Source organism: Roseomonas sp. FDAARGOS_362 (assembly GCF_002754815.1).
Classification (GTDB): Bacteria; Pseudomonadota; Alphaproteobacteria; order Acetobacterales; family Acetobacteraceae; genus Roseomonas; species Roseomonas mucosa.
Map to the genome: position 1 here is coordinate 3,817,068 of NZ_CP024588.1, position 25,776 is coordinate 3,842,843.

28 protein-coding genes are annotated in these 25,776 nt (G+C 70.8%); 13 read left to right on the plus strand and 15 right to left on the minus strand.

Going from position 1 to position 25,776, the window contains the following annotated elements:
• The first annotated feature begins 299 nt into the window (after positions 1 to 299).
• Entirely contained in the window at positions 300 to 2,909 is a 2,610-nt protein-coding gene (locus CTJ15_RS21855) for a cation:proton antiporter (protein WP_019459653.1), read from the plus strand.
• A 97-nt stretch (positions 2,910 to 3,006) separates the two neighbouring features.
• Here CTJ15_RS21855 and CTJ15_RS21860 read toward each other — a convergent pair whose 3' ends face one another.
• The 6 genes from CTJ15_RS21860 to CTJ15_RS21885 form a co-directional block, all read right to left on the minus strand.
• Entirely contained in the window at positions 3,007 to 3,681 is a 675-nt protein-coding gene (locus CTJ15_RS21860) for an endonuclease/exonuclease/phosphatase family protein (RefSeq protein WP_075821974.1), read from the minus strand.
• Positions 3,682 to 3,755: 74 nt separating this feature from the next.
• Positions 3,756 to 5,897 (minus strand): VTT domain-containing protein, encoded by a 2,142-nt coding sequence (locus tag CTJ15_RS21865; RefSeq protein WP_075821975.1) that lies wholly within the window; start codon positions 5,895 to 5,897, stop codon positions 3,756 to 3,758.
• Positions 5,898 to 6,086: 189 nt separating this feature from the next.
• Entirely contained in the window at positions 6,087 to 6,536 is a 450-nt protein-coding gene (locus tag CTJ15_RS21870) for a hypothetical protein (protein WP_075821976.1), read from the minus strand.
• A gap of 169 nt (positions 6,537 to 6,705) precedes the next feature.
• Positions 6,706 to 8,343 (minus strand): NAD(P)/FAD-dependent oxidoreductase, encoded by a 1,638-nt coding sequence (locus CTJ15_RS21875; RefSeq protein ID WP_075821983.1) that lies wholly within the window; start codon positions 8,341 to 8,343, stop codon positions 6,706 to 6,708.
• Between the two features lie 248 nt (positions 8,344 to 8,591).
• The gene (hemA, locus tag CTJ15_RS21880) at positions 8,592 to 9,794 is read right to left on the minus strand and encodes a 5-aminolevulinate synthase (RefSeq protein ID WP_075821977.1); all 1,203 of its coding nucleotides are present in this window, start codon (positions 9,792 to 9,794) and stop codon (positions 8,592 to 8,594) included.
• 39 nt (positions 9,795 to 9,833) lie between these two features.
• The gene (locus CTJ15_RS21885; protein ID WP_075821978.1) at positions 9,834 to 10,505 is read right to left on the minus strand and encodes a tyrosine-protein phosphatase; all 672 of its coding nucleotides are present in this window, start codon (positions 10,503 to 10,505) and stop codon (positions 9,834 to 9,836) included.
• Positions 10,506 to 10,672: 167 nt separating this feature from the next.
• On the opposite strand from CTJ15_RS21885, the gene CTJ15_RS21890 reads away from it, so the two are divergent.
• Positions 10,673 to 10,864: a hypothetical protein gene (locus CTJ15_RS21890; protein WP_075821979.1), complete on the plus strand. Its 192-nt coding sequence runs from the start codon at positions 10,673 to 10,675 to the stop codon at positions 10,862 to 10,864.
• 64 nt (positions 10,865 to 10,928) lie between these two features.
• Here CTJ15_RS21890 and CTJ15_RS24475 read toward each other — a convergent pair whose 3' ends face one another.
• The gene (locus tag CTJ15_RS24475; protein WP_193009632.1) at positions 10,929 to 11,111 is read right to left on the minus strand and encodes a hypothetical protein; all 183 of its coding nucleotides are present in this window, start codon (positions 11,109 to 11,111) and stop codon (positions 10,929 to 10,931) included.
• 84 nt (positions 11,112 to 11,195) lie between these two features.
• Between CTJ15_RS24475 and CTJ15_RS21900 the strand changes: the two genes are divergently transcribed.
• A complete protein-coding gene (locus CTJ15_RS21900) occupies positions 11,196 to 11,750 on the plus strand; it encodes an NADPH-dependent FMN reductase (RefSeq protein WP_075821981.1) in 555 nt (184 codons plus the stop codon).
• A gap of 69 nt (positions 11,751 to 11,819) precedes the next feature.
• On the opposite strand, the gene hemF is transcribed toward CTJ15_RS21900, so the two are convergent.
• Positions 11,820 to 12,794, minus strand: a complete 975-nt coding sequence (gene hemF / locus CTJ15_RS21905) for an oxygen-dependent coproporphyrinogen oxidase (protein ID WP_226946023.1) — start codon at positions 12,792 to 12,794, stop codon at positions 11,820 to 11,822.
• Between the two features lie 298 nt (positions 12,795 to 13,092).
• Here hemF and petA point away from each other — a divergent pair, with 298 nt between their 5' ends.
• The 5 genes from petA to CTJ15_RS21930 all read left to right on the plus strand — a co-directional run bounded on the left by petA (position 13,093) and on the right by CTJ15_RS21930 (position 17,276).
• Positions 13,093 to 13,731 carry a ubiquinol-cytochrome c reductase iron-sulfur subunit gene (petA, locus tag CTJ15_RS21910; RefSeq protein ID WP_226946024.1) on the plus strand — a complete coding sequence of 213 codons (639 nt, stop codon included), beginning with the start codon at positions 13,093 to 13,095 and terminating at the stop codon, positions 13,729 to 13,731.
• 59 nt (positions 13,732 to 13,790) lie between these two features.
• Positions 13,791 to 15,068 carry a cytochrome b N-terminal domain-containing protein gene (locus CTJ15_RS21915; RefSeq protein WP_019459665.1) on the plus strand — a complete coding sequence of 426 codons (1,278 nt, stop codon included), beginning with the start codon at positions 13,791 to 13,793 and terminating at the stop codon, positions 15,066 to 15,068.
• Positions 15,068 to 15,856: a cytochrome c1 gene (locus tag CTJ15_RS21920; protein ID WP_019459666.1), complete on the plus strand. Its 789-nt coding sequence runs from the start codon at positions 15,068 to 15,070 to the stop codon at positions 15,854 to 15,856. The genes CTJ15_RS21915 and CTJ15_RS21920 overlap by 1 nt, the downstream gene beginning before the upstream one ends.
• Positions 15,857 to 15,966: 110 nt before the next feature.
• The gene (locus tag CTJ15_RS21925; RefSeq protein ID WP_075821982.1) at positions 15,967 to 16,857 is read left to right on the plus strand and encodes an S-methyl-5'-thioadenosine phosphorylase; all 891 of its coding nucleotides are present in this window, start codon (positions 15,967 to 15,969) and stop codon (positions 16,855 to 16,857) included.
• Positions 16,854 to 17,276, plus strand: coding sequence for a GNAT family N-acetyltransferase (locus CTJ15_RS21930; RefSeq protein ID WP_058389142.1), 423 nt, complete (start codon positions 16,854 to 16,856; stop codon positions 17,274 to 17,276). The genes CTJ15_RS21925 and CTJ15_RS21930 overlap by 4 nt, the downstream gene beginning before the upstream one ends.
• Before the next feature lie 118 nt (positions 17,277 to 17,394).
• Here the strand turns inward: CTJ15_RS21930 and CTJ15_RS24480 are convergent, their stop codons facing one another.
• The gene (locus CTJ15_RS24480; RefSeq protein WP_171979168.1) at positions 17,395 to 17,556 is read right to left on the minus strand and encodes a hypothetical protein; all 162 of its coding nucleotides are present in this window, start codon (positions 17,554 to 17,556) and stop codon (positions 17,395 to 17,397) included.
• Positions 17,553 to 18,218, minus strand: coding sequence for a dienelactone hydrolase family protein (locus CTJ15_RS21935; protein WP_075823177.1), 666 nt, complete (start codon positions 18,216 to 18,218; stop codon positions 17,553 to 17,555). The genes CTJ15_RS24480 and CTJ15_RS21935 overlap by 4 nt, the downstream gene beginning before the upstream one ends.
• A gap of 136 nt (positions 18,219 to 18,354) precedes the next feature.
• On the opposite strand from CTJ15_RS21935, the gene CTJ15_RS21940 reads away from it, so the two are divergent.
• A complete protein-coding gene (locus CTJ15_RS21940) occupies positions 18,355 to 18,564 on the plus strand; it encodes a DUF4169 family protein (protein WP_226946025.1) in 210 nt (69 codons plus the stop codon).
• A gap of 90 nt (positions 18,565 to 18,654) precedes the next feature.
• Here CTJ15_RS21940 and CTJ15_RS21945 read toward each other — a convergent pair whose 3' ends face one another.
• From CTJ15_RS21945 to CTJ15_RS21965, 5 genes are all read right to left on the minus strand, one after another.
• Positions 18,655 to 19,098, minus strand: coding sequence for a phasin family protein (locus CTJ15_RS21945; RefSeq protein ID WP_019459672.1), 444 nt, complete (start codon positions 19,096 to 19,098; stop codon positions 18,655 to 18,657).
• Between the two features lie 57 nt (positions 19,099 to 19,155).
• Positions 19,156 to 19,851 (minus strand): TetR/AcrR family transcriptional regulator, encoded by a 696-nt coding sequence (locus CTJ15_RS21950; RefSeq protein ID WP_075823176.1) that lies wholly within the window; start codon positions 19,849 to 19,851, stop codon positions 19,156 to 19,158.
• A 105-nt stretch (positions 19,852 to 19,956) separates the two neighbouring features.
• On the minus strand, positions 19,957 to 20,760 hold the full coding sequence (gene proC / locus CTJ15_RS21955; protein WP_058389140.1) for a pyrroline-5-carboxylate reductase: 804 nt from the start codon (positions 20,758 to 20,760) through the stop codon (positions 19,957 to 19,959).
• Between the two features lie 19 nt (positions 20,761 to 20,779).
• On the minus strand, positions 20,780 to 21,286 hold the full coding sequence (locus CTJ15_RS21960; protein WP_019459675.1) for a YbjN domain-containing protein: 507 nt from the start codon (positions 21,284 to 21,286) through the stop codon (positions 20,780 to 20,782).
• A 188-nt stretch (positions 21,287 to 21,474) separates the two neighbouring features.
• Positions 21,475 to 21,999 (minus strand): accessory factor UbiK family protein, encoded by a 525-nt coding sequence (locus CTJ15_RS21965; protein ID WP_079253469.1) that lies wholly within the window; start codon positions 21,997 to 21,999, stop codon positions 21,475 to 21,477.
• Positions 22,000 to 22,161: 162 nt separating this feature from the next.
• Between CTJ15_RS21965 and rfaD the strand changes: the two genes are divergently transcribed.
• From rfaD to pgeF, 4 genes are read left to right on the plus strand one after another with little or no spacing between them, the layout of a single operon-like run.
• Positions 22,162 to 23,154 carry an ADP-glyceromanno-heptose 6-epimerase gene (gene rfaD, locus CTJ15_RS21970; RefSeq protein ID WP_075822286.1) on the plus strand — a complete coding sequence of 331 codons (993 nt, stop codon included), beginning with the start codon at positions 22,162 to 22,164 and terminating at the stop codon, positions 23,152 to 23,154.
• The gene (gene lgt / locus CTJ15_RS21975; protein ID WP_099782007.1) at positions 23,151 to 23,981 is read left to right on the plus strand and encodes a prolipoprotein diacylglyceryl transferase; all 831 of its coding nucleotides are present in this window, start codon (positions 23,151 to 23,153) and stop codon (positions 23,979 to 23,981) included. The genes rfaD and lgt overlap by 4 nt, the downstream gene beginning before the upstream one ends.
• Before the next feature lies 1 nt (position 23,982).
• Positions 23,983 to 24,987 (plus strand): class I SAM-dependent methyltransferase, encoded by a 1,005-nt coding sequence (locus CTJ15_RS21980; RefSeq protein WP_019459679.1) that lies wholly within the window; start codon positions 23,983 to 23,985, stop codon positions 24,985 to 24,987.
• Positions 24,984 to 25,742, plus strand: a complete 759-nt coding sequence (gene pgeF, locus CTJ15_RS21985; protein ID WP_099782008.1) for a peptidoglycan editing factor PgeF — start codon at positions 24,984 to 24,986, stop codon at positions 25,740 to 25,742. The genes CTJ15_RS21980 and pgeF overlap by 4 nt, the downstream gene beginning before the upstream one ends.
• Positions 25,743 to 25,776 lie beyond the last annotated feature (34 nt).

Below are 25,776 nucleotides of genomic sequence, written 5' to 3' on the forward strand. Positions count from 1 at the left end.
GCCACGAGGCTGGGAGCATGGCTTTTACATGTGCCACCCGGCCCCGGGCCGCAAGCCGGACGGCGCCTCCGCGGACGCATGGCCCGGCCGCGTCCGCACGGGCCCGCGCCGCGCAACGGAGAGCGGCGGACGTGCCCCGGTGCGACGGAATGCGCGGATCGGCAAGGATCGCGACACATTCCGGAGACCTGGGGGTACGATAATGCCTCCTTCAACGGGGAGGCGGGCCTGTGCCCCGTGCCATGCCGATGCCGCATTCCGTCACATTTCCTCACCGCATCGGGTAGAAGCTGCCGGTGATGCTGATCAACCTTCCTCATATCCTCCTGGCCATCGCCGCGCTCCTGGTGGTGGTGAGCGCCGTGCAGCCCCTGGCGAAGCGCCTGATGGTTTCCGACACGGTGCTGCTGGCGGTGGTGGGAACCGTGCTTGGCGGCGGGGCCGCCTATCTGATGGAACAGCGGGTGAACAAGGCGATCGACGACGTCGCCGGCACGCTGATCAACTTCCCGGTGAACGCGGAGGTCTTCCTCTTCATCTTCCTGCCGCTGCTGGTCTTCCACGGCGCGCTCTCCATCGACGTGCGGCGCCTGGCGCGCGACGCCGCGCCGGTGCTGGTCCTGGCGGTGGTGGCGGTGCTGGTGACCACGGCGGCGATCGGCTTCGCGCTGGCTCCCATCGCGGGCGTGCCGCTGGCCTCCTGCCTGCTGCTGGGTGCCATCGTCGCCACGACCGACCCCTCGGCGGTGGTGGGCGTCTTCCGCGACATTGGCGCCGACAGCCGGCTGACCCGACTGGTGGAGGGCGAGAGCCTGCTGAACGACGCGGCGGCCATCTCGATCTTCACCATCCTGCTGGCGCAGATCGTGGGGCATCACGAGCCGGACTGGCTGGCCGGCGGCGTGACGCTGGTGGTCTCCTTCGTGGAGGGGCTGGCGGTCGGCTTCGTCTTCGCGCGGGCCATGCTCTTCGTCATGCCCGTGCTGGGCGGCAACCGGGCGGCCGAGGTGACGATGACGCTCGCGCTGCCCTATTTCGCCTATATCCTCTGCGACGAGGTCCTGGGCGCCTCCGGCGTGGTGGCGGCGGCAGCGGCGGGGCTGACGGTCAGCGCCATCGGCCCCTCCACCTTCCGGCCGCAGAGCTGGTCCTATCTCACCGATGTCTGGGGACAGCTCGCCTTCTGGGCCAGCTCGCTGGTCTTCGTGCTGGCCTCGATGCTGGTGCCGCGGCTGCTGCTCGGCATGACACGGTGGGACCTGGTGCTGGTCGGCGCGGTGGTGCTGGCCGCCACGCTGGCCCGGGCGGTGGTGCTCTTCGGCCTGCTGCCGGTCCTGCGCTGGGTCGGCATCTCGCAGCGTATCCCGATCCGCTTCAAGGTCACCATCCTCTGGGGGGGGCTGCGCGGCGCCATCACCCTGGCGCTGGCGCTGTCGGTGACCGAGCATGTCGGCGTGCCGGCGGCGACGCAGCGCTTCATCACCATCCTGGCCACCGGCTACGTGCTCTTCACCCTGCTGGTGAACGGCACCACGCTGCGCTTCCTGGTGCGGGCGCTGAAGCTCGACCAGCTCTCGCCCACCGACCAGGCGCTGCGCAACCAGGTGGTGGCCATCGGGCTCGGCGAGGTGCGGGACCGGCTGCGCGACACGGCACGCGACTTCGGCTTCTCCCCCCAGGCCTGCGCCCATGTCCTCGACATGTACGAGCGCCGGGTGAAGGTCGAGACCGCCGCCAACACCTTCGACACGGCGATCGGCGACCGCGACCGCGTGACGCTGGGCCTGATCACCTATGCCTCGCAGGAACGCGCCGTCCTGCTGGAGATCTTCAAGGACCATGGCCTTTCCCGCCGTGTCATGGAGAACCTGCTCTGGACCGCGGAGAGCATGATCGACGGGGCCCGCTCCGAGGGGCGGCTCGGCTACATCCAGGCGGCGCGGCGGCGGCTGCGGCCGACGCTGCGCTTCCAGGCGGCGCAGTGGCTGCACCGGAACTTCCGCATCGACACGCCGCTGATGCACTGCATGGCCGAGCGTTTCGAGACCCTGCTGCTCACGCATCTGGTGTCCGTCGCCATGTCGCGCTTCATGCGCCGCCGCATGGAGCCGGTGCTGGGTGCCCGCGTGACCGAGGTGGTGAGCGACATCGTCGCGCGGCGGGAGGACCTGCTGGCCGACGCGATGGACACGCTGCGCCTGCAATACCCTGGCTATGCCGAGGCGCTGGAGAGCCGGATGCTGCGCCAGATCGGGCTGCGGCAGGAGGCGGACGAGTATGCCAGCCTGCGCAGCGAATCGTTGATCGGGGAGGAGCTCTACGAGGAGCTGTCCCGGTCGCTGGACCAGGCGCGCCGCCATATCGGCCGGCCGCTGAAGTTCAACCTGCAATCCGGGCTCGACATGCGGATCAAGGATTTTCCCGTCTTCATCGGGTTGCAGGAGGCGGTGCTGCACGACATCGCCATCAGCATGACGGTGCGCTTCACCGTGCCGGGCGAGCGCATCTACCGCCCCGGGCAGAAGGCGCATTCGGTCTATTTCATCAGTTCCGGCGAAGTCGAATTCATGCAGGACGGCCAGGAAGTCCGGCTGGGCCCCAACGAGTTCTTCGGGGAGCACGAGCTGATCCATGGCGGCCGCCGCAAGGCCCGCGCGCGGGCCACCAGCTTCTGCCACCTGCTGGAGCTGAGCGCCGCGGATTTCCAGCGCATGATCCTGGACGCGCCGCAGCTGGTGGGCCGCTTCGAGCGGCTGGCCGGCGACCGGCTGCCCTCCCGGGAGGTGGTGGCGGAACAGGACGACGGGGAGGACGGGGAGACGGCAGAGATGCGCTACGTGACCGCGACGCCCGAGCCGCCCTTCCGCATCGCCGACGAAACCCGGGACCGGGTGTCCGAGGAACGCTGACGGTCCTGTCCGGCGTTGCGCTTCCCCGGCGGAGAGAGGGGCCGGCGGGAAAGGCAGCGCCTCTCCCCCGGGGCCGGCCGCTACGCGCGACGGCGGGCTACCCGCCCGGCCATTCGATTTCCGCCAGGACGGGCAGGTGGTCGGAGGCTTCCCGGGCGGCGGGGTCGGTCCAGCTCCGGCGCAGGAGCTGGCGCGGGCGGCCGTAGATCCGGTCCAGCGAAAGCAGCGGGCGCCGCACGGGGAAGGTCCTTTCCCGCGTGCGGACCGGCAGGATGCCGAGGAAGGCGCGGTCCACGGCGCCGCGCCAGCTCCATTCGTTGAAGTCGCCCATGGCCAGGGCGGGGCCTTCCACCTGTCGCGCCAGCCCGGCCAGGACCCTTGCCTGGTGCCGCCTTTCGCGTCCCTGCAGGCCGAAATGCGCCGAGAAGACGTGCAGCGGGCCACCGGCGAGGTCCAGCACCGCCGAGATCACCGCGCGCGGCTCGCGCCCCGGCAAGGAGGCATCGTGTACCGCCGCCTCGCGCAGGGGCAGGCGGCTGATCAGCATGTGGCCGTAGCTGCCCCCGGCCTCGCGCATCGTGGCGGCCTCCACCGCCTGCCCGCCCAGGGCCTCGCGCAGCAGGCGGAAGGGCTGCTCGCCATCATGGCGGTTGCGGCCCTCCACTTCCTGCAAGGCGACCAGGTCGGGCGCGTGGCGCCGCACCAGGGCGATGACGCGGCCGAGGTCGTAGCGCCCGGCGGGGCAGATCCCGGCATGGATGTTCCAGCTCATGACGCGCAGGCCGCCCGGCGGCTTGTGTGATGGCGGCGCGGGCGATGGCGGCAGGGCTTTGCGGTGCGGCAAGCTCAGCCCTCGTGCCGCAGGTGCCGGACGAGACGCTGGAGGCCCCAGGTGACGCCCGCCCAGAGCACCATCAGCCCGAGCAGCAGCGCCACGTTCTCCACCGTGGGGAATTCCAGGATGCGGGTCATCCGGTCGCCCAGCGCCGACATCAGCACCACGCCCGGCAGCAGGCCCAGGAAGGTGCCGGCCATGTAGTCGAAGAAGCGGATGCGCATCGCCCCGGCGACGAGGTTGACCAGGGTGAAGGGTGCCACCGGCAGCAGGCGGATGGCGGTGACCGCCATGATGCCGTTGCGGGCCACGCTCTGGCTGACGCGGTTGATGCGGGGGCCCAGGAAGCGCCGCAGCAGGTCCGGCCCCATGCGGCGGCCCAGGCCGTACATGGCGGCGGCGCTGAGCATGGCGCCGCCGGTGGCATAGCCCAGCCCCGGCCAGGTGCCGAAGGTGGCGGCGGTGGCGATGATCAGCACGTTGACCGGAAAGGCCAGCAGGCCCAGCAGCAGGAAGAGGCCGATGGCCGCGAAAGGGCCCCAGCCGCCGCCTTCGTCCAGCATGGCGCGGATGGCGGAGGGCGAGACGAGGTCCGCCATCGGCGTGTAGCGCCAGAGCAGGCCGATGGCCACGACCGGCACCAGCACCAGCAGCGCTTTCAGCAGCAGCGGCCAGGGCTTGCCGCCGGGATTGCCGGGGGCGAAGTCGGCGAAGAATTCCTCCGCCCCGATCGGGCGGTGCGGGTCGGCCGCCGCTTCCAGCGTGGGCACGCGCTCGTGTCGCTTCAACTCGCCATCCTCGATGGGGCGCAGGGAATGGTCCCCGCCATTCAGGGCATCCACCGCCGCGAACAGCGCGCCGTGCCTGCCGAGGGCCTCCGTCGCCGCCTCGCCCGAAACGCCCAGATGCTCGCCGAGGAGGCGGCCCAGGACACGCCGCACCGACCGGCGCCCGGCCTCGTCCCCAGCCTCTAGGATCAGGTCGCATTCCGTGTCCGTGCCCATGGACCGGTTGCAGAGGTTGGAGGAGCCGACGCGCAGCAGCCGGTCGTCGATGATCATGACCTTGGCATGCACCATGACCTCGTGCTCGGTCCGCGTCCCGCGCACATGCGGGAAGACCAGCCGGACGCGCCCGCCCATGCCGGCGCGGCGGATGGCGCGCATGAAGCGGATTCTCCCGGCCAGCATGGTGCGGTGCTCCAGCCAGGTGTGGTGCGTCTTCGGGCAGACCAGGAGGATCTGGAGTTCCGGCCGCTCCTTCAGCCGGCGGATGAAGGCGCGGGCGATGGTGCCGCAGGTGAGGAACTGGTTCTCCGCGTAGATCCAGCGCTCCGCGGTGGCGATGGTGTCGAGGTAGAGCTGCCGGATCTCGCGGATGGGGGGCTGTCGGTGCCCGTCGCGGTCCTCCGTGGCGGGCTCGGTGCGGGCGATGCCCACGGCGATGTCATGGAAATCCGGCGCCACGCCCTCCGGCCATGGATCGTGCGGGGCGGGCGGGGCGGGCGGCAGTTCCTCGCAGGCGGCGCGGGCCCAGCGGCGGCGCACCAGCTCCGCCAGATCGGCGGCGGCGGGGCCGTCCACCAGCATCTGCACGTCGTGGAAGGGCGGGTAGGGCGCGCCGCCGGGGTCGACGCGCAACGGGTTGTCCGGGTCGTGCTCCGCCGTGTCCCAGCGGCGGATGGTCAGGTCCAGCCCGCCGGCGAAGGCGATGGCGCCGTCCACCACCACGATCTTCTGGTGGTGGGAGGCGCCGAAGGGGACCGTATCGTCCAGGCAGAGCTCGACATTGGGGGGCGTGTTCCAGCGCAGCGCCAGTACCGGCAGCAACTCGCGCTCCATGGCGTAGAGGACGGAATAGTCCCAGAGCAGCAGGCGGATCCTGAGGTCCGGATTGCGCTCGGCCAGGGCGCTCAGGAAGGGGCCGAGCGTTTCCGGCAGCCCGTCCTCCACCCGGCCAGAGGGGCCGGCCAGCGGCGTGCGGCTGTCGATGTCCCAGCCGACGATCTGGATGCTGTGCCGGGCATTGCGGAGCGCCTTCCGCAGCGCGTCGTAGTAGGGCGCGGCATCCGGCAGCAGCGTGGCCCGTTCCGCCCGCGCCAGCCGCCAGAGGTTGCGGCCGGGCTGGAGGAGCGCCGCACGCCCTGACAGCATCGCTGGACGCCAGCGCCTGATCGCCCTGATGTTACCCACCCGCAAGCCACCTGCCATATCCGGACCGAGGCCCTAACGCGGCCGGGGGCGGTCCGTTTTGCATTGCGGAAGCCTTGTGCCGTAGGGCCGCCCCGGCCGTGACTGGCACCGGCCCCAACCCGTACCAGTTATGGTTGTGGCGCGCGGGGGTCAATCCGCCCGGAACTGGGTCGGGTCGGAAATGCCCATCTCGTGGCCCTTGCGGTCGAAGGCTTCCTCGTAGACCACCGCGAGCCGGGTCTTCACCTCGCCATCCGCGTAGTGCTGGCCGCTCGGCTCGCTGGCGCGGGGCGCCTCGGTTCCCAGGGAAACCAGATAGAGGCCCTGGGCCCGCAGCCCCTCGGCATGCATGGCCTCCACGCTCAGCCGCGTTTCCGCCTCGCCCAGCTTCTCCCGCATCCTCGCCAGTTCCTCCCGCAGCGCGGCGATCTCGCGCGTCTGGGCCGCCGTACGGGTCCTTCCGGCGGCCAGTTCGTCCTTCTGGCTGCTGGCCTGCATGCGCAGCCGGACCACCTCGTCCGCCAGCCGCAGGCTCATGCTCTCCAGCTCGTCGATCGTGGCCGCCGGGGCATGGGCAACGAGGGGGGGCGGGATGGGCATGCGGTCCTCCTGGCTTTTCCCGGGGCGTTTTCCCGGGCCCGGCCGGTTAGGCGGGCCAGGCGGCAGGATTATGGCCGGTTCCCGCTGGAGGAGCGAGAAAGGCGTGATTTCCGTGCCCTGGCCCCGTTTCGGGCGGCCTGGGCCGGTGGAGAGGCCGGGTCGCGGTGGCTCAGGCGGCGGCCTGTGTTTCCACAGCCCCCAACAGGCTCCGCCCCACCGCCTCGGCGATGCGGATGCCGTCCACCCCGGCGGACAGAATGCCGCCCGCATAGCCCGCGCCCTCGCCGGCCGGGAACAGGCCGCGCGTGTTCAGGCTTTGCAGGTCCTCGCCGCGGCGGATGCGCAGCGGGGAGGAGGTGCGCGTCTCCACCCCCGTCATCACCGCATCCTCCATGGCGAAGCCCGGGATCTGCCGGGCGAAGGCGGGCAGGGCCTCGCGGATCGCCGCCACGGCGAAATCCGGCAGGCAGAGGGCGAGGTCGGTGGGCGTCACCCCCGGCTTGTAGGAGGGGATGACGCTGCCGAGTTCCGTCGAGGGGCGTCCGGCCAGGAAATCGCCGACGCGCTGCGCCGGGGCGGCATAGGTGCTGCCGCCCGCCTCGAAGGCCAGGGATTCCCAGTGGCGCTGGAACGCGATGCCGGACAGCGGCCCACCCGGATAGTCGTCCGGGGTGATGCTGACCACGATGCCGGAATTGGCGTTCCGCTCGGCGCGGGAATACTGGCTCATGCCGTTGGTCACGACGCGGCCGGGCTCCGACGTCGCGGCCACCACCGTGCCGCCGGGGCACATGCAGAAGGAATAGACCGCCCGCCCGTTGGCGGCGTGGTGGACCAGCTTGTAGTCCGCCGCCCCCAGCGTCCTGTGTCCGGCGAAGGGGCCGAAGCGGGCGCGGTCGATCAGCGACTGCGGATGCTCGATCCGCACGCCGAGGGAGAAGGGCTTGGGCTCCATGTAGACGCCGCGCTCGTGCAGCATGGCGAAGCTGTCCCGGGCGCTGTGGCCCAGGGCCAGCACCACATGGTCGGCGCGGATGCGCTCGCCGTCCTGGAGCACCACGCCGCGGACCTGGCGCGTGCCGTCCGGAGCGGTCCCGATCTCCAGGTCCTCGACCCGCGCGCCGAAGCGGTATTCGCCGCCCAGGGCTTCCACCGTCGCGCGGATGCTTTCCACCATGGTGACGAGGCGGAAGGTGCCGATATGCGGCTTGGAGACGAAGAGGATCTCCTCCGGCGCCCCGGCCTTCACGAATTCCTCCAGCACCTTCCGGCCCAGGTTCTGCGGGTCCTTGATGCCGGAATAGAGCTTGCCGTCGGAGAAGGTGCCCGCGCCGCCCTCGCCGAACTGCACGTTGCTCTCGGGCGTCAGCACCGATTTGCGCCAGAGCGCCCAGGTGTCCTTGGTGCGTTCCCGCACCACCTTGCCGCGCTCCAGGATGATGGGGCGGAAGCCCATCTGCGCCAGGACCAGCCCGGCCATCAGCCCGCAGGGGCCGGCGCCGATCACCACCGGACGATTGGCGAAGCCCTCCGGCGCCCGTGCCACGAAGCGGTAGCGCGTGTCGGGCGCCGGGGCGATGTTGCGGTCCTGGGCGAAGCGGCGCAGCACCGCGGCCTCGTTCCGCAGCTCCACGTCCAGCGTATAGACCAGCAGGATCTGGGACTTCTTGCGCGCGTCATGGCCGCGTCGCGCCACGGTGAAGCCCAGCAGATCCGCCTCCGTCACGCCAAGGCGCCGCAGCAGCGCGGCGCGCAGGGCGGGCTCGGGATGGTCCAGGGGCAGGCGAAGCTCGGTCAGGCGCAGCATGTCGGCGGAAGGATGCGGGTCATCCGGGGAGAGATAGGTCGCGCCGCCGCGCGCACCAAGCCGGAGAAACATCGCCCGCGCCATGCGTTCGATGCGCGGCGGGGGCGTTGCCCCCCGGCCACGCCCGGAGTGGCTGTCTCTGGCCGCGTTGTGCCCCGTGGCTGGCCGCCGGGGGGGCGCCTCTCGCCTCGGGGAGAGCGCAACGCCGGATCAGAAGCGCGACCCGGCGCGGAGAGCCGCCGCCCGGATCAGGCGGCGAAGGCGGCCCGGAGCTGGCGCAGCACCTGGGCCACGGCCCGCGCGGCCTGGGCAATTTCCGCATCGCCATGCAGCGGGGTGGGGGTGAAGCGCAGGCGTTCCGTTCCACGTGGGACGGTGGGGTAGTTGATCGGCGTCACATAGAGGCCGTGGTCCTCCAGCAGCAGGCGGCTGACCTCGCGGCACAGGGCGGCGTCGCCGACGCGCACCGGCACGATATGGCTCATCGAGGGCATGGGCTCCACGCCCGCCTCGCGGAACGCGGCCTTCAGCCGCGCCGCCCGTTCCTGGTGTCGTTCCCGCAGTGCCGTCGCGCCCTTCACATGGCGGACGGAGGCCAGGGCGGCGGCGGCGATGCAGGGCGGCATGGAGGTGGTGAAGATGAAGCCCGAGGCGGAGGAGCGCAGCCAGTCGATCACCGCCGCATCGCCCGCGACATAGCCGCCATGGCAGCCGAAGGCCTTGCCCAGCGTGCCCTGGACGATGTCGATACCGTCCAGCACCCCGTCGCGCTCCGCCACGCCGGCGCCGTGCTCGCCGTACATGCCGACGGCATGGACCTCGTCGAGATAGGTCAGCGCGCCGTGCCTGCGGGCAACGGCGATGATGTCCGCTAGCGGGCCGATATCCGCGTCCATGGAATAGACGGATTCGAAGGCGACCAGCTTGTTCACCCCCGGTTCGGCACGGGCGAGCAGCTCGTCCAGATGGGCCACGTCGTTGTGGCGCCAGATCGCCTTCCGGGCGTTCTTCATGCCCGCGATCATGGAGGCGTGGTTCTTCTCGTCGGAGAAGACCTGCCAGTTGCCGCCCATGCTGGCCAGGATGGTGCCCAGCGCCGCCTGGTTGGCGACATAGCCGGAAGTGAAGACCAGCGCCGCCTCCTTCCGGTGCAGCGTGGCCAGCTCGGCCTCCAGCGCGACATGGTAGGACGTGTTGCCGGAGATGTTGCGCGTGCCGCCGGAGCCGACGCCGTGCTCCTCGACCGCCCGCTTCGCGGCCTCGGCCAGGATGTCGGAGCCGCCCAGGCCCAGATAGTCGTTGGAGGACCAGACCAGAACCTCCCGCCCATCCGGCATGGTGTAGCGGGGGAAGCCATGGCGCGACTTGCTGAGGTCGGCGAAGGTCCGGTAGCGCCCTTCGGCCTTCATCTGGGCCAGTTCGCGGCGGCAGTGATCGTGAAACGGGTGCATGGCGTCTCCGCGACAGGCGGGAGGATATAAGGGGGTGGCCTACTCCCGCCGCAACAGCCCGTCCACGATGCGGTCGGCCCAGGGGCGGGAGGTGAAGGACTGGCGAAGTGCGGCCTCGTCGTAATCCTCGCGCAGCCAGTCGAGGAAGGGCTTGGGGGAGGCCCCGCTCCGACAGGCCATGGCATAGAGCCGGAAGAAGGCATCGAGAATCCCCGTCCTGCTGGCGGAGATATGCCCCCAGCGCAGGGAAAGCTGCGCTACCGCCTCCTCGGGCGGGCGCCCCTGTAGCAGCAGCCAGAGCCCCGCCGCCAGCCCGGTGCGGTCGGCGCCGGACTTGCAGTGGATCAGCACGGGCTCCTCGATCCGCCCGAAGAGTTCCGCCAGGCGCAGGATGCGGTCCTTGTGTGGGGCGCCCCGGCTCTCGAAGGGGGCGTCGTAATGCGCCAGCCCGAGTCGCAGCGCCGCCTCACGCGACAGGGCGTCGGAGCCGCATTCCACCCGCTGCCCGCGGAGATTGACCACGGAGCGCAGCCCGAAGCGCCGCGCCGCCTGGGCGAGCTGCCAGGGCTGGGGGTGGTTGGAGCGGTACAGGCGACCCGGTTCGACCGCGCCCCAGTTCCGCCAGCCGATGCGCAGGATGGAGTGGTCGTGCAGGAGGCTGTCCGCCCAGGCGGCACGGCGCCCAGCGGAGGTGGAGGGATCTTTCGGCACGCCAGGGGTATGGCGTCGCGTCCGGGCCAGGACAAGCGGCAGGCCCGGGCGGAAAGGCAGGGCTGGCACCATGCGCCGTGATGGGCTGGCCCGGCGAGGGGCAACGGAGCCCGGCCCGGAAGCGTTAGGAGGGGCGGGACCAGAACAAGGGAAAGAAGGAAGACGCCATGAGCAACGCCCATCTCCCTCCCGTGCCGCCGGAGAACCGAAGCCCGCATGGTGTCAGCAACGCCGGAAAAGGCGAGATTTCGCCGAAGGAGGCCAAGGCCAACGCCACGCAGCGCGACCCGGCGCAGCAGGGCCGCCAGGGCAACACGCATCAGAACACCACCCACCAGGGCTATCAGCAGGACCGGTGAGGATGTCCACCAGCAAGAAGACCGAGGAGGCCGACCGGTCCGGTGGAGGGCCCGGCAGCAGCCATCAGGGCGGCAACCACGGCCATTCCACCCGCCACGCGGAGGAGCCCCGGCCCGGTGAGGCCACCAGCACCTCGCGCAGCCAGGTGTCCGGCGGCGGGGGCGAGGCGGACCGCCACCACAGTTCCGATCCGCGCCGGAAATAGCGGCGATAGCGGGTGGTGATGGCGCTGTTGCACTGCGCCATTTCCGCGGCCGTCAGTGGGGCCTAAGTCAGGGGCGGCGGGTCGGGGCTTCGTCCCGGCCTGCATTTTCCTGACCAAGAGGCCCGATGAGCGACTCCCTCAAGATTCTGGCCCTGTCCGGCAGTCTCCGGAAAGGCTCCTACAACACGGCGCTGCTGCATGCGGCCGCGGAACTGGCACCTGCGGGTGTCACGGTGCGGGTCTTCGACCTCGGCGAGATCCCGCTCTACAACGACGACGTCCGGACCCAGGGCTATCCCGCCCCGGTCGAGGCCCTGCGGCTCGCCGTGGCGGATGCGGATGCGCTGCTCATCTCCACGCCGGAATACAACCGCTCCTTCTCCGGCGTAATCAAGAACGCGCTGGACTGGGTGTCCCGCCCGCCCGCGCCGCCCGCCATCGGCAAGGTGGCCTCGGTGATCGGCGCCGGACCCGGTGTGCTCGGCACCGCGCTCGCCAACTATCAGCTCCGGCAGGTGCTCTCGATCATGAGCTGCCATGTGCTGCCCGGCGGCGAGGTCCTGGTCGGCGGCGCCGGCAGCAAGTTCGATGCGGAAGGGCGGCTGACCGACGAGGGCACACGGAAGTTCCTGGGCGAACACCTGGCGAAGCTGGCCGAGCTGGCGCGCCGCCTGAAATAGGCGGCCCGGGCCTTCGGGGGCTGGCGGCTCAGGGCCGAAGGTCGGAGCCGGTGAGCCAGGGCCAATAGGTCAGGGCCAGCGGACCTCGGGCGGCAGGGACATCAGGATCGCCTCGGTATTGCCGCCCGTCTTCAGCCCGAACAGCGTGCCGCGGTCGTGGATCAGGTTGAACTCCACGTAGCGGCCGCGCCGGACGAGCTGGTTCTCCCGTTCCTCCGGCGTCCAGGGCTCATGCATCCGGCGCCGCACGATGGCCGGATAGGCAGCGAGGAAGGCATCGCCCACGTCGCGGGTGAAGGCGAAGTGGTCCGCCAGCCTGTCCTCCGCGTCGTCCCGCCCCAGCCAGTCGTAGAAGATCCCGCCCAGCCCGCGCGGCTCGTTGCGATGCGGCAGGAAGAAGTACTCGTCGCACCAGGCCTTGAAGCGCGGATAGTAGGACGGGTCGTGCCGGTCGCAGGCGGCGTGGAAGGCGGCGTGGAAGCCCGCCGCATCCTCCCGCGCCTCGGGTGCCTCGGGCACCATGGGGGTCAGGTCGCCGCCGCCGCCGAACCAGCTTCGCGTCGTGGTGATGAAGCGGGTGTTCATGTGCGCCGCCGGCACGCGGGGGGAACGCATATGCGCCACCAGCGACACGCCGGTGGCCAGGAAGCGCGGGTCCTCCTCGGCCCCGGGAATCGAGCGGCGGAATTCCGGCGAGAACTCGCCCCAGACGGTGGAGACGTTCACCCCCACCTTCTCGAAGACCCGACCGCGCATCACCGACATCACGCCACCGCCGCCTTCCGGGCGCTGCCAGGGACGGCGCTCGAAGCGGCCGGGCGGCAGGCCGGCATGGGGGGTGGAGGAGAGCTCGTCCTCGATCGCCTCGAAGGTCGCGCAGAGCCGGTCGCGCAGCGATTCGAACCAGGCGCGGGCCGGGGCGGCGAGGGGGTGGCGCGCCAGGGAGGTATCGGGGGCGGCACCGGGGGCTTCCGCCCGGGCATCGTCGCGGGCGCCGCCACCGGCCGTGCCGGCGGGAAGGCTGTCAGGCGGGATCTGTGTCATTTCGGCACCCCGAATGTGTCGGGCGCGACAGGTGGCGTTGCCACCCGTCGCGCCACAGACTTATATGGTCGCAACAAGGGGGTGGAAACGGTGGCCGGAATGGCGACCTTTCGCGTCCCCCCAAGGTCCGACGCCGGACCCGGTCCTCCCTGGGCCGGCATGGCGGGAGGACGAACGGCTGTCTGGTTTCCATGCCTTCCGGGGTGGGCGTGTCCCAGAATGGGCATGTCGCTGAATCGGGTGTCACGGGACCGGATGGCCGGGGCACAAGATCTGGCGACGTGGGACGACAAGACGCATGGCCGAGCAGATGGCGACCGCGGGTGTATCGGGGTCGATTCCCGGACTGACGGGATCGGGCAAGACCCAGAGCGAACGTCCGGGGCTGCCGCCGCAAGGGGGCGATTCCCACGGCCACGCCACGGGACGGCGCGACTTCCTCACACTGGTCACCGGCTCCTTCGCCCTGGTGGGCGCGGGCGCGATCGCCTGGCCCTTCATCAATTCCATGAACCCGGCGGCGGATACGCTGGCCCTTTCCACCACGGATGTGGACCTGGGGCCGGTGGCGGCGGGCCAGGCCATCACCGTGGTCTGGCGCGGCAAGCCGGTCTTCATCCGCCACCGCACGCCGGAGGAGGTGAAGGCCGCGGTGGACACGCCGATGTCGGCGCTGAAGGACCCGGCGACGGACCAGAGCCGCACCAAGCCGGGCAAGGAGCCCTGGCTGGTCGTGGTCGGCATCTGCACGCATCTGGGCTGCGTGCCGCTCGGGCAGAAGCCGACGGATGAGCGGGGCGCCTATGGTGGCTGGTTCTGCCCCTGCCACGGCAGCGTCTACGACACCGCCGGGCGGATCCGGCAGGGGCCGGCCCCGACGAATCTGGTGGTGCCGCCCTATGCCTTCACCAACGACACCCGGATTCGCATTGGCTGAGGGGCTGTACGCCGGGACGAACCCGGCGACACCGCCTGTCCAGGATTGAGGAGGATCCCATGGCCGCCCCTGGCCTGATCGAGAGCGACGTCAAGAATCCGGTGCTGCGGTGGATCGACCAGCGCATGCCGATCTTCACGATGATGGAGAAGGAATACGGCTCCTTCCCCACGCCGCGGAACTTCAACTACCTCTGGAACTTCGGCGCCATGGCCATGGTGACGCTGGTGATCATGATCGCCAGCGGCATCTTCCTGGCGATGAACTACACGCCCAACGCCAACCTGGCCTTCGACAGCGTCGAGCGCATCATGCGCGACGTGAACTACGGCTGGCTGCTGCGCTACGCCCATGCCAACGGCGCCTCGATGTTCTTCATCGTGGTCTATATCCACATCTACCGCGGGCTCTACTACGGCTCCTACAAGACGCCGCGGGAACTGCTCTGGATCCTGGGCGTGGTGCTGTTCCTGCTGATGATGGCCACGGCCTTCATGGGCTACGTGCTGCCCTGGGGGCAGATGTCCTTCTGGGGCGCCACCGTCATCACCAACCTGTTCTCGGCCTTCCCGCTGGTGGGCGAGCACATCGTGACCTGGCTCTGGGGCGGCTTCTCCGTGGACAATCCCACGCTGAACCGCTTCTTCGCCCTGCACTACCTGCTGCCCTTCGTGATCGTGGGCGTGGTCTTCCTGCACATCGCGGCGCTGCACATCGCGGGCTCGAACAATCCGCTGGGCATCCAGCCCAAGGGGCCGCAGGACACCATCCCCTTCCACCCCTACTACACGGCCAAGGACAGCGTCGGGCTGGTCGTCTACTTCATCGTCTTCGCCGTGCTGGTCTTCTTCGCGCCGAACTACCTGGGCCACCCGGACAACTACATCCCGGCCAACCCGCTGGTGACGCCGGCGCATATCGTGCCCGAATGGTACTTCCTGCCCTTCTACGCCATCCTGCGCGCGGTTCCGAGCAAGCTCGGCGGCGTGCTGATGATGTTCAGCGCCATCGCGGTGCTCTTCATACTGCCCTGGCTGGATGCCTCGCCGGTCCGCTCCATGCGCTTCCGGCCCCTGGCGCGCCCCTTCTTCTTCGTCTGGGTGGTAAGCTTCTTCGTGCTGCTCTGGATCGGCGGCAAGCCGCCGGAGGAGCCTTACGTGACCATCGGCCGCGTCGCGACGGCCTACTACTTCCTCTACTTCCTGGTGATCCTGCCGCTGCTGTCGCGGCTGGAGAAGCCCCTGCCGCTGCCCGAAAGCATCAGCCGGCCGGTGCTGCGGCGGGGCGGCGGGCCGCTGCCGGCCGGGGCCGCGGGCAAGCCAATGGAGAAGGCGTGATGATCCGTCGCCTCAAGCCTCTGGCCGGGCGCGCCGCCCTGGCATCCCTGTTCGCCCTGGGGCCGGTGCTTGCCCCGGCGCTGGCCCGGGCGGCCGAAGGCGAGGTCGAGATCCCGAAGGCGGGCTTCTCCTTCAGCAGCCCGATCGGGACCTTCGACCGCGCGGCGCTGCAGCGGGGGGCGCAGGTCTACATGCAGGTCTGCGCCAACTGCCATTCGCTGCACCAGCTCTACTACCGGAACCTGACCCAGATCGGCCTGCCGGAAGCCATGGTGCAGGCGGCCGCCGCCTCGGTGGAGGTGCCCGGCGCGCCGGACGACAACGGCCAGGTGAACCCTCGTCCCGGCCGGCCGAGCGACCGCTTCCGCGCGCCCTTCCCGAACGAGAACGCCGCGCGCGTCGCCAACAACGGCGCCCTGCCGCCGGATCTCTCGGTGATCGCCAAGGCGCGGGAAGGCGGGGCGGACTACCTCCATGCCCTGCTGGTCGGCTATGCCGATCCGCCCGAGGGCGTGAACCTGCCGGACGGGATGCACTACAACAAGTACTTCCCCGGCCACATGATCGCCATGCCCAAGCCGCTGAACGAAGGGCAGGTCGAGTTCGCGGACGGCACCAAGGCGACCGAGGACCAGATGTCGCGCGACGTCGCCACCTTCCTGGCCTGGGCCGCCGAGCCCAACCTGGAAACCCGCCGCGCCATGGGCATCAAGATCCTGATCTTCCTCGTCGTCCTGGCCGGGCTCGCCTATGCGGTGAAGCGCAGGGTCTGGGCCGACCTGCACTGAGGGCGATACCCGCCATGCCGGGAAACGGGCATGGTGGGGGCAAGCCCGTGTTCCGGGAATCCCTCACGGCCGCCTTGCGCGGCCGTTGCCCGTTTCCGAGAGGATGCAGCATGTCCGACCTGATCGAACCCGTGATCGGCGTGATCGGAGGCTCCGGCCTCTACGACATCGACGGGCTTGTGGAGCGCGAATGGCGCCGGGTGGAGAGCCCCTGGGGCGAGCCCTCCGACGAGCTGCTCTTCGGTCGCCTCGACGGCGTGCGCTGCGTCTTCCTGCCGCGCCATGGCCGCGGCCACCGCGTGCCGCCGAGCGAGCTGAACTATCGCGCCAATATCGACGTGCTGAAGCGCGCCGGCGTGACGGAGATCCTGTCCGTCTCCGCCGTGGGCAGCCTGAACGGCGACCTGCCGCCCGGGCATTTCGTGATCGTGGACCAGTTCATCGACCGTTCCTTCGCCCGCAAGAAGACCTTCTTCGAGACCGGCTGCGTCGCGCATGTGTCGATGGCGCATCCCGTCTGCACCCGGCTCGGCGACGCGATGGAGGCGGCGGCCCGCGAGATCGGCATCCCGCACAAGCGCGGCGGCACCTATCTCGTGATGGAGGGGCCGCAATTCTCCACCAAGGCGGAAAGCGAACTCTACCGCGCCTGGGGCTGCGACGTGATCGGCATGACCAACATGCCGGAGGCCAAGCTCGCCCGCGAGGCGGAGCTCTGCTACGCCACCGTCGCCATGGTGACGGATTTCGACTGCTGGCACCCGGACCATGACCACGTCACCGTCGATGCGGTGGTCAAGATCATGCACGGCAACGCCGACAAGGCGCGGACCCTGGTGAAGCGGGTGATCCCCTCGCTGGGCGCGCCGCGCGGCGCCTGCCCCTATGGCTGCGACCGGGCGCTGGAGATGGCGCTCGTGACCCCGCCGGAGAAGCGCGATCCGGCGCTGATGGCGAAGCTCGACGCCGTGGCCGGGCGCGTGCTGGGCAAGGTCGCGTGATCGCGGTGAGGCCTGCGGTGCCGGGGGATGTCCCGGTGCTGGTCGCGCTGATGCGCCAGCTCAGCGGCAACGAGATCGCCCCCGCGGCGATCACCGGGCTGATCGCGCCGGAAAGCGGACAGGCCGTGCTGGTGGCCGAGGAGGGGGGGCAGGTGCTGGGCGTCATGGCCATGAACCAGTCCCCCATGCTGCACCGTCCGACTCCCGATGCGCGGATCACCAGCCTGGTGGTGGACGAGGGCGCGCGTGGGCGCGGCATCGGCCGCAGGCTGGTGGATGCCGCCCTGGACACCGCCCGGGGCTGGGGCTGCGGGCGGCTGGAGCTGACCACGCGGCTGGGCCGCGACGACGCCCATGCCTTCTACCGCGCGCTGGGATTCGAGAACTCATCGATCCGCTTCCACCGCGTGCTGAGCTGACGATCCGGCTCGCCCCCGGCGCACGGCGGCGGTTCCGCCATGTGCCGTGGGCGAGGGGTGCCTTCCCGGGGAAACCAGCAGGCGCGGTGGCCAGACCCCGGCCGCGCCGCCTCCCGCATCAATCGTCCGTGGGGTGCCGCCGCCAGGCGAGCAGCAGCGTCGCCAGGAAAAGCACGCCCACCATGAGGACCGGCGCGTCGCCGAAGCCTTGCGGGGAGGCCATGGGAATCCAGACCAGCAGCCCGAGCAGCGCGAAGCAGATGACGAAGCGCATGATCATGCGGGCAGGGCCTTGTCGAGGAAGATCCGGGTGCGCTCCGCCGCCACCGAGGCAGTGGGCGCGCTGAAGGAGGCGCGTTCCTCGCAGGCGAAGCCATGGCCCGCGCCGGGATAGACAAAGACCTCGATCCCGGGCTGCGCGGCCCGGATGGCCTCCACATCGGTGAGCGGGATACCATGGTCCTCCGCCCCGAAATGCAGCTGCACGGGGCAGTTCGGCGTCGCTTCGCGGCTCGCCACGATGCCGCCGCCATAATAGCCCACCGCGGCCGAGAAGCCTGTCATGCGTGTCGCGCCCCACCAGGCGATGGTGCCGCCCCAGCAATAGCCGACGATCCCGCGCCGGGCCCCCGCCGGCAGGGCATCGGCGGCGGCCTGGATATCGGCCAGAACGGCGTCCTCCGCGATCCGCGCGCGCAGGGCCAGGCCGCGCTGGACGTCCTCCTTGGCATAGCCGAGCTCCACGCCCCGCTCGGCACGGTCAAACAGCGCCGGGCAGACCACCGCGTAGCCCAGTGCGCCGAAATGGTCGCTGACATGGCGCATATGGCCGTTGACCCCGAAGATCTCCTGCACGACCACCAGCCCGCGGGCGGCATCCTCCGGGCCGGTGCGGTAGGCGGAGAAGCGGTGCCCATCCCTGGCGGTCAGTTCGATCTGCATGCTGTGCGGTCCTGTCGCTGGGCCGGATGCCCGTGCCACGCTGCGTGGCGCCATTCACTGCCAGTCTTGCGTGCTTTCGGGCCGTCTGTCACGAGCCCGGTTGTCGTGGACCCGGGTGATTCCACGGCGCCCCCGCATGCATTATCCTGGCGTCATGGGCGATGTCGTGAATCTCCGTCAGGTCCGGAAGGCCAGGGACAAGACGGAAAAGGAGGCGAAGGCTGCGGAGAACCGCATCCGCCACGGCCGCACCGGCGCCCAGAAGGCCGCGGACCGGCTGGCCCGGGAAAAGCGGGAGGCGCTGCTGGACGGTGCCCGGCGGGAGGAACCCGGGCGTCCGGAATGATGCCGCGCGCGGTGCGGCGCGACCGCATGACCGGCCCTGTTCCATGCCAGGACCGGTCTCTTCCCCATCGAAGGGCGGCTTCGCTTGCTGTCAGCCCTTGTTGGACATGATGGACTTGACCTCGTCCATCGCTTCGGTGAAGCGGCGGTTGAGCAGGTTCAGCGCCTCGCCATTCGACTTCTGGATCAGGTCGGCCAGCTCGCGGATGTTGGAGACCGCCCGCTCATAGGTGGCCTTCAGGATCTCCGCCTGCCGCGCGGCCTTCTCCTTCGGGTCGCCCTGCTCGGTGACGGAGCGCATGGCGTCCGTCATCTCGGCCATGGACTGCTGCATGATCTCCATGTGCCGCTTGGCCACGGCCTGGGCGCCCTCGAGCGCCACGCGGTTCGCGGCGGAAAGGGCTTCCAGGTTGCGCCGCTGCGCCGCCGCCAGGCCCTCCAGGTCGGGCATGGCGCCAAAGCGCATGTCGGAGAAGATCTTCATGGATTCGCGGAACGGATCCAGATCGCCCGGCGGGGTGGGGGACTTAGCCATGTTGTGGTTCCTCCTTCGGAAAGGGAGCGCGACAGCCAGGTCCGCCCAGGGATCGCGCTAACCCAGCATAGGGTCCGTGCCGGCTGGTGGCGATGGTGCTGCATCCTGGCCCGGAACGATTCCGCCATGGCCGGCCGCGGAAAGATCGCCGTCATCCAGGCGCAGCGTGCGTGCGATCTGCTCCGCACGGTCCAGCGCCTTGTCCAGCGCCGCCATGGTCGGCCCCAGATCCAGGCTGTTGTCGTCCGCCCAGCTGCGGGAGGCCGCGAGCCAGACGCCGGCGAGCCCCTGCACGCGCATCAGCCCGCGCATGCCGGAGGTATCGACCTCCGCCCCTTCCAGCGTCCAGGCCATGGAGGCCATCAGCAGGGGCGAGAGGGAGAGGGCGAGAAGCGGATGCCGGCGCAGGTCGGCCTGGAGTCGCAGGATGCCGGCCCGATGCGGCTGCAGCGCGTCGAAGCGGCGCATCAGCAGGTCGAAGATCCGGTCGCGGGCCGAGCCGCCCTGGCCGGGGATGGTGGTGGAGAGCACCTGCCGGTCAACGGCGCGGCCATGGGCGGCCAGCAGCGCCATCGGCGTGCCATAGTGCGACCGCAGCGAATCGAGGCCCACCCCACTCTCGGCGGCGATGCGGGCGAAGGTCACGCCGTGCCAGCCGCGCGTGGCCACGACCTGCCAGAGCGCATCGAGGACCCTCGCCTCGTCGAAGGCGGGGCCGGCGGGCAGGAAGGGGGGGTCAGCGGGATTCTGCATGGGACCACAATTTGTCCTGCGTGGCGGGCGCGCCAAGCCCGGGCCATGCCGGCCCGTGCAGTCGTGAAGGCCTCCGTGAAAGCCCCTGAGCCATGAGGCGGCCGCTCACGCGGAAAGCTCGCGCGAGCGTGTCGTCGCGGCGGCGATGGCGCGGGACACCAGGGCAGGCCAGGCATCCTCGGCCATCAGCACGGCCAGGGCCCGTTCCGTGGTACCCTTCGGGCTGGTCACGTTGCGCCGGAGCACGGCGGCATCCTCATCGCTCCGCGCCAGCAGGGAGCCCGCGCCGGAGACGGTGGCGCGGGCCATGCGCCGCGCCAGGTCGGCGGGCAGGCCCTGCTCGACCGCCGCCTTCTCCAGGAGCTCCGCCAGCAGGAAGACATAGGCCGGCCCGCCGCCCGAGACGGCGGTGACGGCATCGAGCTGCGCTTCCTCCTCCACCCAGGCGACCTCGCCCACGGCGCGCAACAGGGCATCCGCGAGGGTCTTCTGCGCCCCCGTCACCCGCGCCCCGGCGAAACCGGCGGTGAAGCCCTGGCCGACCGCGGCCGGAGTATTGGGCATGGCGCGCACCACCGCGGCCTCGCCGCCGAGCAGGCGCTCGATCCCGGCCTCGGTCTGGCCGGCCATGATGGACACGAAGACGGCCCCCGCCTTCGCGAAGCGGGCATAGGCGGGCAGGGTCTCGGCCGCCATCTGCGGCTTCACCGCCAGCACCACTGCGGCAGGGCGGAATTCCGGCGGCAGGGCGCCGGGCTCCGGCAGCAGGCGAAGCCCGGCCGGAGCCTCGGAAGCATGGGGGTCCACGGCGATGGCCTCGTCGATGCCGCGGGCCAGCCAGCCCGTCAGCATCGCCCCCCCCATCTTGCCATAGCCAACCAGCAGGACGGGCGGCAGCGCCTCGCTCATGGAACCTCCTCACATCGCGTCAGGCCTCCCCGAGGCAGTCGAGCATGGCGGCCTGCAGCGCGTCCTCGGCGCCACGGCCGCCCCACAGCACGAGCTGGAAGGCCGGAAAGAAACGCTCGCACTCCGTCAGGGCGATGTCCACCATGTCCTCCAGGCTTTCCGCCGAGGCACCGGGGGCGCCGCGCAGCAGCACCGAGTGCCGGAAGACCGGGGTGCCGTCGTCGCCCTCGATCCCGAAATGGCCGATCCAGAGCTTCTCGTTGGCCAGGGCCAGCAGCTCGAAGAGCTTGCCGCGGGCCTCCGGCGGCACCTTCATGTCGAAGGCGCAGGTGAAGTGCATGGCGCTGATTTCGGAAGACCACGCGAAATGCAGCCCGTAGTCGCACCACTTCCCCGGGGCCTCGGCGGCCATTTCGCCGGAGGAGCGACGGTCGAACGCCCAGTCGTTGGCGACGACGATCTGCTCCATCACGTCGAGGGGATTGGACGCCTTCTCCCGGCGTCCGAGGGCGAGCGGAGCGGTCATGTGGCACCTCCTTCCCGTCCTGGCTGGGCCCTGACCACTGAGTCTAGTCCAGACTCGCGGACCCAGCCCCTAGAGCTTGATATTGCGTTGCCATAACCCCGGCACGGCAAGGGATTTCTTCGGCGCCACCATCCGCTACCGGGGATGTGTGGCGCCGCCGCCATTCCGCGTGCCGCCGGGGAAAGGCCTCAGTCGAGCGAGCCGGGCTCGCCGGGCCGGACCTTCGGAGCGTCGGGCTTCGGCTGGGCCTCCGCCTCGCTGGCGCCGGCCGTGCCGCCCTGTCCCGGCCAGGCGGGGCCGGTGCCCGCGCCGCCGCTGCCCTTCAGCGTGTCGGCGTCGGCCACCGAAGCGCCCGCTTTCTCCTGCGGTGCGGAGGCGGCCGGGGCGCCCGGGGCCATGCCGGCCACCAGCCGCTCCAGCAGGGTCACCCGCGCGGCCAGGCCCTCGGCCTCCTCGCGGGCCCGGCGCGCCAGTTCCATGGCGGCGTCCAGGTCCTCCCGCCGCACCAGGTCCAGGCGCTGCAACATGCTTTCGGCCTGGGCGCGGAACACCGCTTCGGCCTCGTTCCGCAGACCGGTCAGGGCGGAGAAGGCCCCGCCCGCCACGCCCGCGAGGTCGTCGAAGATCTTGCCGCCGCGCCCGAAACCGGCGCCGCCGCCACCGGGCCCACCTTTGGGGCCATTGGCCCCGCCGAAGCCGCCGTCCTGATCCATCATCTGTCTCCCTTGCCGGGCCTGGTCCGCGCTGCCATCACGCAGCCCATATGGGCCCCATATGGGGAAGGACGCCCCCTTCGTCCAATTTCCTTCAATGGGCCACCCGATGGGCTCCCCAAGGGAGCTTCCCCGGGACGGCCAGAGCGGAAAGGCAGCGCCATGTTCCTTGTCACCGGCGGCGCCGGCTTCATCGGCTCCAACCTCCTGGCCGCGCTCTGCGCCCGGGGGGAGGAGGTCATGGTCTGCGACCGGCTGCGCGATGGCGGAAAGTGGCACAACATCGCTCCTTACCCCATCGCCGGGATCGTGCCGCCGGAGGATCTGGACCGCTGGCTGGACGGCGCCTCCGGGCTGGAGGGCATCTTCCACCTGGGCGCCATCAGCGCGACCACGGTGCGGGACGGCGACCTGGTGGCCGCCAACAACCTGTCGCTGACCCTGCGCCTCTGGGACTGGTGCGCCGAATACCGGGTGCCGCTGGTCTATGCCTCCTCCGCCGCCACCTATGGCGACGGGTCCGCCGGCTTCGACGACGACATGGCGCCGGAGGCCCTGGCGAGGCTGCGGCCGCTCAACCTCTATGGCTGGTCCAAGCACGCCACCGACCGGCGGGTGGTGGACCTGCTGGCGCGCCATCGCCTTGCCCCGCCGCACTGGGCCGGGCTGAAGTTCTTCAACGTCTATGGCCCCCACGAGGCGCACAAGGGCCGCATGGCTTCGGTGGTGTTGCACAAGTTCCGCCAGATCGCCGGGGGCGAGGCCGCGACCCTTTTCGCCTCGGATCGGGAGGGCATCGCCGATGGTGGGCAGATGCGCGACTTCGTGCATGTGGACGATTGCGTGGCGGCGATGCTCTGGCTGATGGACCACCCGCATGTCTCCGGCCTGTTCAACTGCGGCTCCGGAAAGGCGCGCAGCTTCCGGGACCTGGTCCTGGCCGTCTATGCCGCGATGGGGCGGGAGCCCGACATCCGCTACGTGCCGATGCCCGAGGACCTGAAGGGAAAATACCAGTATTTCACCGAGGCGCGCATGGACCGGCTGCGGCAACTCGGCTTCAACCACCTGGCCACGGAGCTGGAGGACGGCGTGGGCCGCTACGTCCGCCAACTCATGGCCGAGTCCCCGCTGGAGCCACAGAACCGGGCATGATCCCCGCCATCCTCTTTCCCGCCTTCGACCCGGTCGCCATACAGCTCGGCCCCTTTGCGATCCGCTGGTACGCCCTGGCCTATATCACCGGCATCCTGATCGGCTGGGGGCTGGTGCGCCGGCTGGTGCAACTGGCGCCGCAGGTCGCGACGCGGGAACAGGTGGACGATTTCGTGACCTGGGCCACGCTGGGCATCGTGCTCGGCGGCCGCATCGGCTACGTCCTGTTCTATCGCCCCGGCCACTACATCGACCATCCGCTGGAGGCGCTCTACCTCTGGCAGGGCGGCATGTCCTTCCATGGCGGCGCGGCGGGCGTGATCCTGGCGCTGTACCTCTTCACCCGCTCGCAGGGGCTGAGCTTCCTCGGCTTCTCCGACCGCGTGACCTCGGTGGTGCCGGTCGGCCTGTTTTTCGGGCGCATCGCCAACTTCATCAACGGAGAGCTCTGGGGCCGCGTCACCGACGTTCCCTGGGGCATGATCTTTCCCACCGGCGGGCCGGAGCCCCGCCACCCCTCGCAGCTCTATCAGGCGGGCATGGAGGGGGTGATTCTCTTCGTCCTGCTGCAGGTCCTGATCCACCGCCCGGCGCTGCGGGCCCGGTACGGCTTCGTGTCCGGCGCCTTCCTGGCCGGCTACGGCGTCGCCCGCATTGTCGGCGAGCTGTTCCGCCAGCCGGACGCGCAGCTCGGCTTCCTTTTCGCCGGGATCACCATGGGGCAGCTCCTGTCCCTGCCGATGGTGCTCTTCGGCACCTGGCTGATGTGGAGGGCCCGGCCCGCGACCGCCCCCGCCCAGGGCGCCATGCGGCACGAGGGCGCCTGACATGGCGGGGGCCGAACGGCTCGATCGCTTCATGGCCCGGGCCGTGGCCGCCTACTACGCCGGCCGCGACCCCTTGGGCCGCGACGGCGATTTCATCACCGCGCCGGAGATCAGCCAGGCCTTCGGCGAGTGCCTGGGCCTCTGGGCGGCGGTCTGCTGGCAGATGATGGGGGCGCCGCCGCGCATCCTCCTGGCGGAGCTCGGCCCCGGGCGCGGCACTCTGATGGCCGATGCCCTGCGCGCGGTGCGGGAGGTGCTGCCCGCTTTCGCCCAGGCGGCCGAGCCGCATCTGGTGGAAGCCTCGCCCGTGCTCCGGGCGGCGCAGCGGGCGAAGCTGCCGGACGCGCAATGGCACGACCGGGCAGAGGACCTGCCGGAAGGGCCGCTCCTGCTTCTGGCGAACGAGTTCCTCGATGCGCTGCCGATCCGGCAGTTCGTGCGGCAGGACGGCACCTGGCGGGAGCGCTGGGTGCAGGACGGCGCATTCCTTCTCCGCGAGATCGTGGAGCCCCCCGTAACGGACCTTCCCGAAGGCATGCCGGACGGTACGGTCCGGGAGGTCTGCGCTCCCGCCCTTTCCCTCGCCGGATGGCTCGCGGGGCGTCTGGCCCGGCAGGGCGGCGCTGCGCTCTTCATCGACTATGGCCACACCGCGGGTGGCAGTGGCGACAGCCTCCAGGCCGTCCGCCGGCATGAGCCGGTCGCTCCCCTGGCCGGCCCCGGCACTGCCGACCTGACCGCGCATGTGGATTTCCAGGCCCTAGCCGGCGCGGCCCGGGCTGGTGGTGCCGCCGCGCATGGGCCGGTGCCGCAGGGCATGTTCCTGCGCCGCCTGGGCCTGGGGCAGCGCGCCGCCATGCTGGCCGCCGCCAATCCCCGGCAGGCCCAGGCGCACTTGGCCGCGGCGAACCGCCTGACGGCGCAGGAGGCGATGGGCCTGCTCTTCCAGGCCCTGGCCATCACGCCGCCCGGCTTTCCCATTCCACCCGGATTCGAGAACGCATGAGCACCGCCGAGTTCCTCGTTGCCGCCGGTCTGGCGGGCCTGCCGCATGGCTTCTTCACCCGGCGGGGCGGTGTCTCCGAGGGGGCCTTCGCCTCGCTCAACTGCTCGCTCTCTGGCGCCGACGACCCGGCCCGGGTGGCGGAGAACCGCGCCCTGGCCATGGAGGCGCTGGGCCTGCCGCCCGCCGCGCTGGTGGGGCTGCACCAGGTCCATGGCCCCGATGTGGTGGTGGCGCGCGAGCCCTGGCCCGACACGGCGCGGCCGCGCGCGGATGGGATCGTCACCGACCGGCCCGGCCTGGCCCTGGGGATCGTCACGGCGGATTGCGGCCCGGTGCTCTTCACCGATGCCGAGGCCGGGGTGATCGGTGCCTGCCACGCGGGCTGGCGCGGGGCCGTGGCCGGGATCTGCGAGGCGGTGCTGGAGGCCATGGAGGGAATCGGGGCCCAGCGCGGGCGTGTCGTGGCCGCGCTGGGCCCCTGCATCCGCCAAGCCTCCTACGAGGTCGGGCGCGATCTCTTCGAGGCGGTGGGCCAGCCGGAATTCTTCCAGCCGGGCGCGCGGGACGGCCACTGGCAGTTCGACATGGCGGGCTACATCGCGGCCCGGCTGCAAAGGGCCGGCACCGGGCTGGTGCAGGTGATCGACGCCGACACCCAGGCCGATGCCGGCCGCTTCTTCTCCCATCGCCGCCGCACCCTGGCCGGCGGTGGCCCGATCGGGCACCAGCTCTCGGCCATCGCCCTTCGGGGTTGAAGATCGCGCGACCTCCTCGCGAGATCGGGCAAAT

Bases quoted from the DNA above. Each gene is read 5' to 3' on its own strand.
- CTJ15_RS21855 (WP_019459653.1), top strand. From the start codon at position 300: ATGCTGATCAACCTTCCTCATATCCTCCTGGCCATCGCCGCGCTCCTG.
- CTJ15_RS21860 (WP_075821974.1), bottom strand. From the start codon at position 3,681: ATGAGCTGGAACATCCATGCCGGGATCTGCCCCGCCGGGCGCTACGAC.
- CTJ15_RS21865 (WP_075821975.1), bottom strand. From the start codon at position 5,897: ATGCTGTCAGGGCGTGCGGCGCTCCTCCAGCCCGGCCGCAACCTCTGG.
- CTJ15_RS21870 (WP_075821976.1), bottom strand. From the start codon at position 6,536: ATGCCCATCCCGCCCCCCCTCGTTGCCCATGCCCCGGCGGCCACGATC.
- CTJ15_RS21875 (WP_075821983.1), bottom strand. From the start codon at position 8,343: ATGCTGCGCCTGACCGAGCTTCGCCTGCCCCTGGACCATCCCGAGCCC.
- hemA (WP_075821977.1), bottom strand. From the start codon at position 9,794: ATGCACCCGTTTCACGATCACTGCCGCCGCGAACTGGCCCAGATGAAG.
- CTJ15_RS21890 (WP_075821979.1), top strand. From the start codon at position 10,673: ATGAGCAACGCCCATCTCCCTCCCGTGCCGCCGGAGAACCGAAGCCCG.
- CTJ15_RS24475 (WP_193009632.1), bottom strand. From the start codon at position 11,111: ATGGCGCAGTGCAACAGCGCCATCACCACCCGCTATCGCCGCTATTTC.
- CTJ15_RS21900 (WP_075821981.1), top strand. From the start codon at position 11,196: ATGAGCGACTCCCTCAAGATTCTGGCCCTGTCCGGCAGTCTCCGGAAA.
- hemF (WP_226946023.1), bottom strand. From the start codon at position 12,794: ATGACACAGATCCCGCCTGACAGCCTTCCCGCCGGCACGGCCGGTGGC.
- petA (WP_226946024.1), top strand. From the start codon at position 13,093: ATGGCCGAGCAGATGGCGACCGCGGGTGTATCGGGGTCGATTCCCGGA.
- CTJ15_RS21915 (WP_019459665.1), top strand. From the start codon at position 13,791: ATGGCCGCCCCTGGCCTGATCGAGAGCGACGTCAAGAATCCGGTGCTG.
- CTJ15_RS21920 (WP_019459666.1), top strand. From the start codon at position 15,068: ATGATCCGTCGCCTCAAGCCTCTGGCCGGGCGCGCCGCCCTGGCATCC.
- CTJ15_RS21925 (WP_075821982.1), top strand. From the start codon at position 15,967: ATGTCCGACCTGATCGAACCCGTGATCGGCGTGATCGGAGGCTCCGGC.
- CTJ15_RS24480 (WP_171979168.1), bottom strand. From the start codon at position 17,556: ATGATCATGCGCTTCGTCATCTGCTTCGCGCTGCTCGGGCTGCTGGTC.
- CTJ15_RS21935 (WP_075823177.1), bottom strand. From the start codon at position 18,218: ATGCAGATCGAACTGACCGCCAGGGATGGGCACCGCTTCTCCGCCTAC.
- CTJ15_RS21940 (WP_226946025.1), top strand. From the start codon at position 18,355: ATGCATTATCCTGGCGTCATGGGCGATGTCGTGAATCTCCGTCAGGTC.
- CTJ15_RS21945 (WP_019459672.1), bottom strand. From the start codon at position 19,098: ATGGCTAAGTCCCCCACCCCGCCGGGCGATCTGGATCCGTTCCGCGAA.
- CTJ15_RS21950 (WP_075823176.1), bottom strand. From the start codon at position 19,851: ATGCAGAATCCCGCTGACCCCCCCTTCCTGCCCGCCGGCCCCGCCTTC.
- proC (WP_058389140.1), bottom strand. From the start codon at position 20,760: ATGAGCGAGGCGCTGCCGCCCGTCCTGCTGGTTGGCTATGGCAAGATG.
- CTJ15_RS21960 (WP_019459675.1), bottom strand. From the start codon at position 21,286: ATGACCGCTCCGCTCGCCCTCGGACGCCGGGAGAAGGCGTCCAATCCC.
- CTJ15_RS21965 (WP_079253469.1), bottom strand. From the start codon at position 21,999: ATGGATCAGGACGGCGGCTTCGGCGGGGCCAATGGCCCCAAAGGTGGG.
- rfaD (WP_075822286.1), top strand. From the start codon at position 22,162: ATGTTCCTTGTCACCGGCGGCGCCGGCTTCATCGGCTCCAACCTCCTG.
- lgt (WP_099782007.1), top strand. From the start codon at position 23,151: ATGATCCCCGCCATCCTCTTTCCCGCCTTCGACCCGGTCGCCATACAG.
- CTJ15_RS21980 (WP_019459679.1), top strand. From the start codon at position 23,983: ATGGCGGGGGCCGAACGGCTCGATCGCTTCATGGCCCGGGCCGTGGCC.
- pgeF (WP_099782008.1), top strand. From the start codon at position 24,984: ATGAGCACCGCCGAGTTCCTCGTTGCCGCCGGTCTGGCGGGCCTGCCG.